This is a genomic window from uncultured Corynebacterium sp., assembly GCF_902782855.1.
Lineage (GTDB): Bacteria > Actinomycetota > Actinomycetes > Mycobacteriales > Mycobacteriaceae > Corynebacterium.
The window spans coordinates 1-5,530 of record NZ_CACZOO010000232.1 but is presented as its reverse complement, the minus strand read 5'-3'; the positions used below and the strand labels follow the sequence as shown (position 1 = coordinate 5,530).

At 69.2% G+C, this 5,530-nt stretch carries 6 protein-coding genes; all 6 read right to left on the bottom strand.

Annotation, left to right across the window (positions count from 1 at the left end; genetic code table 11):
* On the bottom strand, positions 1 to 1,188 hold a 1,188-nt coding region (locus QZV72_RS09685; RefSeq protein ID WP_297007897.1), incomplete at its 3' end, for an AAA family ATPase.
* 55 nt (positions 1,189 to 1,243) lie between these two features.
* Positions 1,244 to 2,167, bottom strand: coding sequence for an NAD kinase (locus QZV72_RS09680; RefSeq protein WP_297007895.1), 924 nt, complete (start codon positions 2,165 to 2,167; stop codon positions 1,244 to 1,246).
* Entirely contained in the window at positions 2,164 to 3,000 is an 837-nt protein-coding gene (locus QZV72_RS09675; protein WP_297007892.1) for a TlyA family RNA methyltransferase, read from the bottom strand. The genes QZV72_RS09680 and QZV72_RS09675 overlap by 4 nt, the downstream gene beginning before the upstream one ends.
* Positions 3,000 to 3,176: a hypothetical protein gene (locus QZV72_RS09670; protein WP_297007888.1), complete on the bottom strand. Its 177-nt coding sequence runs from the start codon at positions 3,174 to 3,176 to the stop codon at positions 3,000 to 3,002. The genes QZV72_RS09675 and QZV72_RS09670 overlap by 1 nt, the downstream gene beginning before the upstream one ends.
* Positions 3,173 to 4,177 carry an HAD-IIA family hydrolase gene (locus tag QZV72_RS09665; RefSeq protein WP_297007900.1) on the bottom strand — a complete coding sequence of 335 codons (1,005 nt, stop codon included), beginning with the start codon at positions 4,175 to 4,177 and terminating at the stop codon, positions 3,173 to 3,175. The genes QZV72_RS09670 and QZV72_RS09665 overlap by 4 nt, the downstream gene beginning before the upstream one ends.
* 7 nt (positions 4,178 to 4,184) lie before the next feature.
* Complete coding sequence (locus tag QZV72_RS09660) at positions 4,185 to 5,240, bottom strand: tetratricopeptide repeat protein (protein WP_297007885.1); 1,056 nt, start codon at positions 5,238 to 5,240, stop codon at positions 4,185 to 4,187.
* Positions 5,241 to 5,530 lie beyond the last annotated feature (290 nt).

Below are 5,530 nucleotides of genomic sequence, written 5' to 3'. Positions count from 1 at the left end.
GATCTCCGCGGTCACGGCCTCGGCGAACCGTGCCGAGGCCGCGACGCGACCTGCGGCGAGCCGTCGTGCGGCGGTGAGCATCTCCTCTGCGGCCGCAGAGACGCTCCCCCTCAGTTCCTCGAGCACGTCATCGGAGACGTCGATGGCGCTGAGCCGTTCACGCGCCTCGTCGCGCCAGGCCAGCGCCCCGTCCACATCGACGGCGAACGTCCGGAGTTCACGGAGGTCCTGCTGCCGTTGCAGCAGGTCCTCCAGATTCTCCGGGTCCGGCGCGGTGGACAGGACCTTTCCGAGCTCACCGGAGATGTCCGCCAGCTCCCCGACCAGGGCGGCGAGCCGACTACCCAGTCCGGCGATCCTCGGGTCGTCCCCCGCCGCGGCCTCGAGGACACTGGCCGCCATACCCAGCGCATCGGCGGCGGACTCGCCCGCCTCCTCCGGATCCCCGTCCACGGCGGCGAGTGCGGTGGCCACGGCCGAGCGGACGTCATCAGCGTCCTGCAGACGACTGATCCGGACCTTGAGCTCCTCATCCTCACCGGGTTGCGGATCGAGCTCGTCGATCTGTGCCAGTGCGTGACGGAGAGTTTCCGCCTCCAGGGCGAGCTCACGTCGTTTAACGGTCCGGTCGTTGAGGTCCCGTGCCAGTCCGGCCCACCGGCGCCGCAGCCGACGGTACTCCCGGCGGTCGTCACCGAGCCCCGCAAAACTGTCGAGACAGCGCAGCTGCCGGGCGGGGTCGGTGAGCTGCAGCTGGTCGGACTGCCCGTGGATGGTCAGTAGTCGGGAGGTGAAGTCAGCGAGCACGCCGGCGGCGACCGTCCGGCCCGCCAGATGCGCCCGGGAACGACCCGAGGCATTGACCGACCGGGAGACGACCACTTCCCCGTCATCGACATACCCCCCGACCTCCTCGACCATGTGAGCGAGCTTCCCGGAGTCGCCGGAATCCGGGCCACCGTCGGCATCTCCACCGATGATCCGGAAGACACCGTCCACCGAGGCCTTGTCAGTCCCCCCGCGCACCCGCTGCGCCTCCGCCCGCGCCCCCGACAGGAGTTTCAGCCCCGTGACCACCATCGTCTTACCTGCGCCGGTCTCGCCGGTGACGACGGTGAAGCCGGGGGCGAACTCCGCCGTGGCTTCCTCAATGACCCCGAGATTCCGGATCTGCAGTTCAGTCAACATGATGGAGCAGATCTTACCGAACACGTGATCGAGATGCCAGCACCCCGCACGGCATTCACCGTCGTGGCCCCCGCCAACCGGTGACCGGCAGCCGGAACTTCTTCACCATCCGGTCGGCGAAGGGCTCCGAGTCCAGTCGCACCCAACGGACGTCCTGCGGGCCTCGACGAACCTCCACCCTGGAGCCGGGGGGCATGTGGATCTGACGGAACCCGTCCATCACCGCAGTCGCCGGCGAGGTCATCGGGTTGCTCTCCACGGCGACGGTGGAGTCCGGGGAGACGACCAGCGGGCGTGAAAACAGTGCGTGCGCGTTGGAGGGGACCACGAGAATGGACTCGAGCTCCGGCCAAAGGACCGGCCCGCCCGCGGAGAACGCGTAGGCGGTGGACCCGGTCGGGGTGGAAACGAGGACACCGTCACAGCCGAAGGAGCTCACCGGTCGCTGATCGACCTCGAGGGTCGCGTCGAGCACGCCCTGGCGGTTGAGGTTCTCCACGGAACACTCGTTGAGCGCCCACCCGGTCCCCAGGACGCGCCCCTGTGCGTCCCGCACGGTGATCGACAGCGTCATACGGTTCTCGATGCGGTAGTCGCCGGCGATGACCCGGTCGATCGCAGCCGGCAGGTCCTCCCCCTCCCACTCTGCGAGGAAACCGATGTGGCCCATGTTCACGCCCAGGACGGGCACGTCCTGGGCGTGGGCGATATCGGCGGCACGGAGGAAGGTCCCGTCGCCGCCGAGCACCAGCACCAGGTCCACGCCCCGCGCGGCGTCCGGCGTGTGCCCGTAGCGGGGGAACCTGCCGAGGATCTCGTGCCGGGCGACCGGGGCGGGATCCCCGGTGGACATCACACGGACGGTGAGGCCACCGTCTGCGAGCTGCTGGGCGGCCGCGGCGGCGGAGCTGAGTTTGTCATCTCCGCCGGTGTGCGCCACCAGCAGCACCTCACGGGGAGCGGGGTTGGTGTCGGTCACTGGGGTCCCTCCTCGACGGCGGTCTCGACCATGGCCACGAGTTGTTCGTCGGTCGGGGCCGTCGTTCCGCCGTCCTTGATCAACCACAGGAAGTATTCCACGTTTCCGCTCGGCCCGGGCAACGGGGACGCGGTCACCGCCCGCGTCGACATACCGTGACGCAGGGCCTCCCGGGCGACACCGAGGGTCACCTCGGCCCGGAGTTCCGGGGACCGGACGACGCCGCCGTGCCCCAGCCGGTCCCTGCCGACCTCGAACTGGGGCTTGACCATGGGCAGCAGACTGCCGCCGTCCCGCACACACGCGGCGAGTGCGGGCAGGACCAGTTCCACGGAGATGAACGAGAGGTCACCGACCATCGCGTCGGCCTGTCCGCCCAGCTGCCCGGGGGTGAGAGTGCGGACGTTCGTCCGGTCGAGCACGGTGACCCGGGGGTCGTTCTGCAGCCGCCAGATGAGCTGGCCGTATCCGACGTCGACGGCGAGCACCTCGTCGACGCCCCGGTCCAGGCAGACGTCGGTGAAGCCACCGGTGGATGCGCCGGCGTCGAGTACCCGGGTTCCGGCGAGGTCGAGGCCCTGCGGCTCAAAGGCCGCGAGTGCGCCGAGCAGCTTGTGCGCGCCACGTGAAGCCCACCGGTCGTCGTCGCTCTCGGTGACGCGGATGGACATCTCACCGTCGACGCCGGTGGCCGGCTTTGCCGCCACCATGCCGTTGACGCTGACCCGCCCACCGAGGATCATCTCGCGGGCGTGTTCACGGGACCGGGCGATCTTGCGCCTGACGAGTTCGGCGTCGAGTCGACGAAGCTGTGTTCCCTTGGACCTGACCATCAGTGCCTCTCATCATCGTTCCGGTGTCCGTCCAGTGCATCGGCGATCACCCGGTGGGCGCGCTCGAGCACCTCCGCCTCCTCGGCGCCCTCCGCATCGGACGCCAGGAGGGCGTCGACTTCCCGTACGAGAGCGTCGGGGTCGAACCGGTCGGGGCCGGGCACGGGGGCGCTCACCGCCAGGCCTCCAGCGCCGTGACCGCGGCCGTGTCGCCGGAGGCTGCGACGACCGTGGGGGTCTCTCCCCTGTCCTCGGCCGCCCAGACCAGCGGAGCGGCGACGGCGAGGGCTTCGGCTGCCATGATGTCGCGGGAGCCGGCACGTCCTGAGGCCACGACGACGGTGTCACCGTCGGCGGCCGCCGACCAGCCGTCGAGATGGTCCCGCAGGTTCGCCGCGATCCACGTCGGACGCCAGGGCGTGTGCAGGATCTCGCGGTGCCCGGACACCCCCGTGAGGACGCACAGGGTGTCCACGCCGGCGGCGATTCCGCCGGCGATGTCGGTGTCCAGCCGGTCACCGACTGCCAGTGGACGCCGGGCACCGAGCTGTCGTGCGGCGGCCTCGAACATCGCGGGGCCAGGTTTGCCGGCGCTGTGCGGGGTCACACCCGTGGCGCTGACCACTGCGGCCACAAGCGAGCCGTTGCCGATGAGCAGTCCACGTTCGCTCGGTAGCGTGGTGTCCATGTTGGAGGCGACATACTCGGCACCGGCGCGCACGGCGAGGGCTGCCTCGGAGAGCACGGTCCAGTTGTTCTGCGGACTGTGACCGTGCAGCACGACATCGGGACGCTCGTCGGCGGAGTCGACGATGCGGAAACCCGCGTCCACGGCAAGGTCCCGAAACGACGCCGCCCCCACCACCAGGGCCGTGGGCTGGGACTCACCGGCAGTTCCGAGCAGCGACGCTGCAAGCGCGCAGGCAGCCTGTGCGGAGGTCAGCACGTCGGACGGGACGACATCGAAGCCGAGCGCGGTGAGATGCTCGGCGACCTCCCTCGGGGACCGGGACGCGTTGTTGGTGACGAACACGGACGCACGCCCGGACAGCCCCTCGCGTGCACCGTCGACGGGTTCCCCGCCGCGGAACACGGTCCCGTCGAGGTCGACGAGCAGGGCATCATAGCGGTCGAGGATCCGGTGAGGCGTGGCGGCCAGGCAGGACAGTGACGTCATCGGCAGGTCACTCGCCGAGTTCGTTGAGTCGGTCTTCGACGTCAAGGACGCCGTGTACGTCGAGTTTCCCGGCCCTGGTGAACCAGGTCCGAGCCTCATCGGTCCGACCGGCGGCCGCGAGGGCGTCAGCGTAGGCGTAGGTGACACGAAGTGCCGTCACCTCGGGAAGGTCAGTGGCGGCAGTCTCCGGTTCCAGCACGAGCAGCGCCTCCTCCGTCTGACCGAGGTCATGGTGCGCCCCGGCGATGACGATGGCGAGTTCCGCGCGCTGCTCCGGGTCCAGCTGGGCAGCTTCCTCTGAGGTCCCGAGTTCGACCGCCTTCTCGGGGTGGTTCAGGCCACGTTCGCAGTCTGCCATGACGGCGAGAAGACCCGGGCCACCTGCCATACGCCGGGCGGCACGAAGCTCGGTGAGAGCTTCCTTCCACTCTCCGGCGTGGTATGCCGCGATGCCGAGAGTCTCGCGCGTGATGGAGACGCGACCACCCCGCTCCTTGGCGGCGCGTGCGTGGGCCAGCGCCTTGGCACTGTCCTGGTCCATCAGGGACGCCGCCATGATCAGATGGCCGGCAACCTTGTCCGCATTGTCCTTGGAGAGACTCCGAAGCTCCTGCCGGATCGCGGGGTCGAGATCCTTCGGGCTGATGTCGGCGGGAACATCCGGCTCGTTGAAGCGGTTGTTGACGCGGCTCTCACGGTATCCGGAGCGCTGCGGGCCGTTGTGATGGTCGCGACGGCGTCCGTCGGGGCGCATGCCGTTGTCGTTGCGCGAGCTCCCGTTCCGGGGGTCTCCACCACGACGGTCGTCACGACGGTCGCTGCGACCCCGGTAGCCACCACCACGACGATCGTCACCGTAGCCACCACGACGGTCATCACGACGATCACTGCCACCCCGGTAGCCACCACCACGACGATCGTCACGGCGGTGGTCGTCTCGCGAGTCCCTGTTCCCCCGGTACGCGTTGCGGTTCCCCTGCGGACGGCGCTCGCCGCCCCGATCCTGTCGGTCACGGTCGCGACCGTTGTTGTACGATCCCCTCGTGTCGGAAGACTCGCTCATCAGATACCTTTCTGGAATCAGCTCAACTGTCCCGATTCTAGAGGTCACTGGTGTCGACGACAACCAGTGTCCGGGCCCACCGGGTAGGGACTCGGACAGCGCACGCCACCTCGGCCGCCGACAGGCGGCGGAAACGACGGACGCGCACAGAAGCGGGGAGGGAGGCATACCAGCCTGGTATGCCTCCCTCCCCGCTTCATCTATCTAACGTTGAATGCCGGCGGCGTCCTACTCTCCCACACCCTCCCAGGTGCAGTACCATCGGCGCAGGCAGGCTTAGCTTCCGGGTT

Coding starts and splice junctions, on each gene's coding strand:
- QZV72_RS09675 (WP_297007892.1), bottom strand. CDS start 3,000: ATGGTCAGGTCCAAGGGAACACAGCTTCGTCGACTCGACGCCGAACTC.
- QZV72_RS09665 (WP_297007900.1), bottom strand. CDS start 4,177: ATGACGTCACTGTCCTGCCTGGCCGCCACGCCTCACCGGATCCTCGAC.
- QZV72_RS09660 (WP_297007885.1), bottom strand. CDS start 5,240: ATGAGCGAGTCTTCCGACACGAGGGGATCGTACAACAACGGTCGCGAC.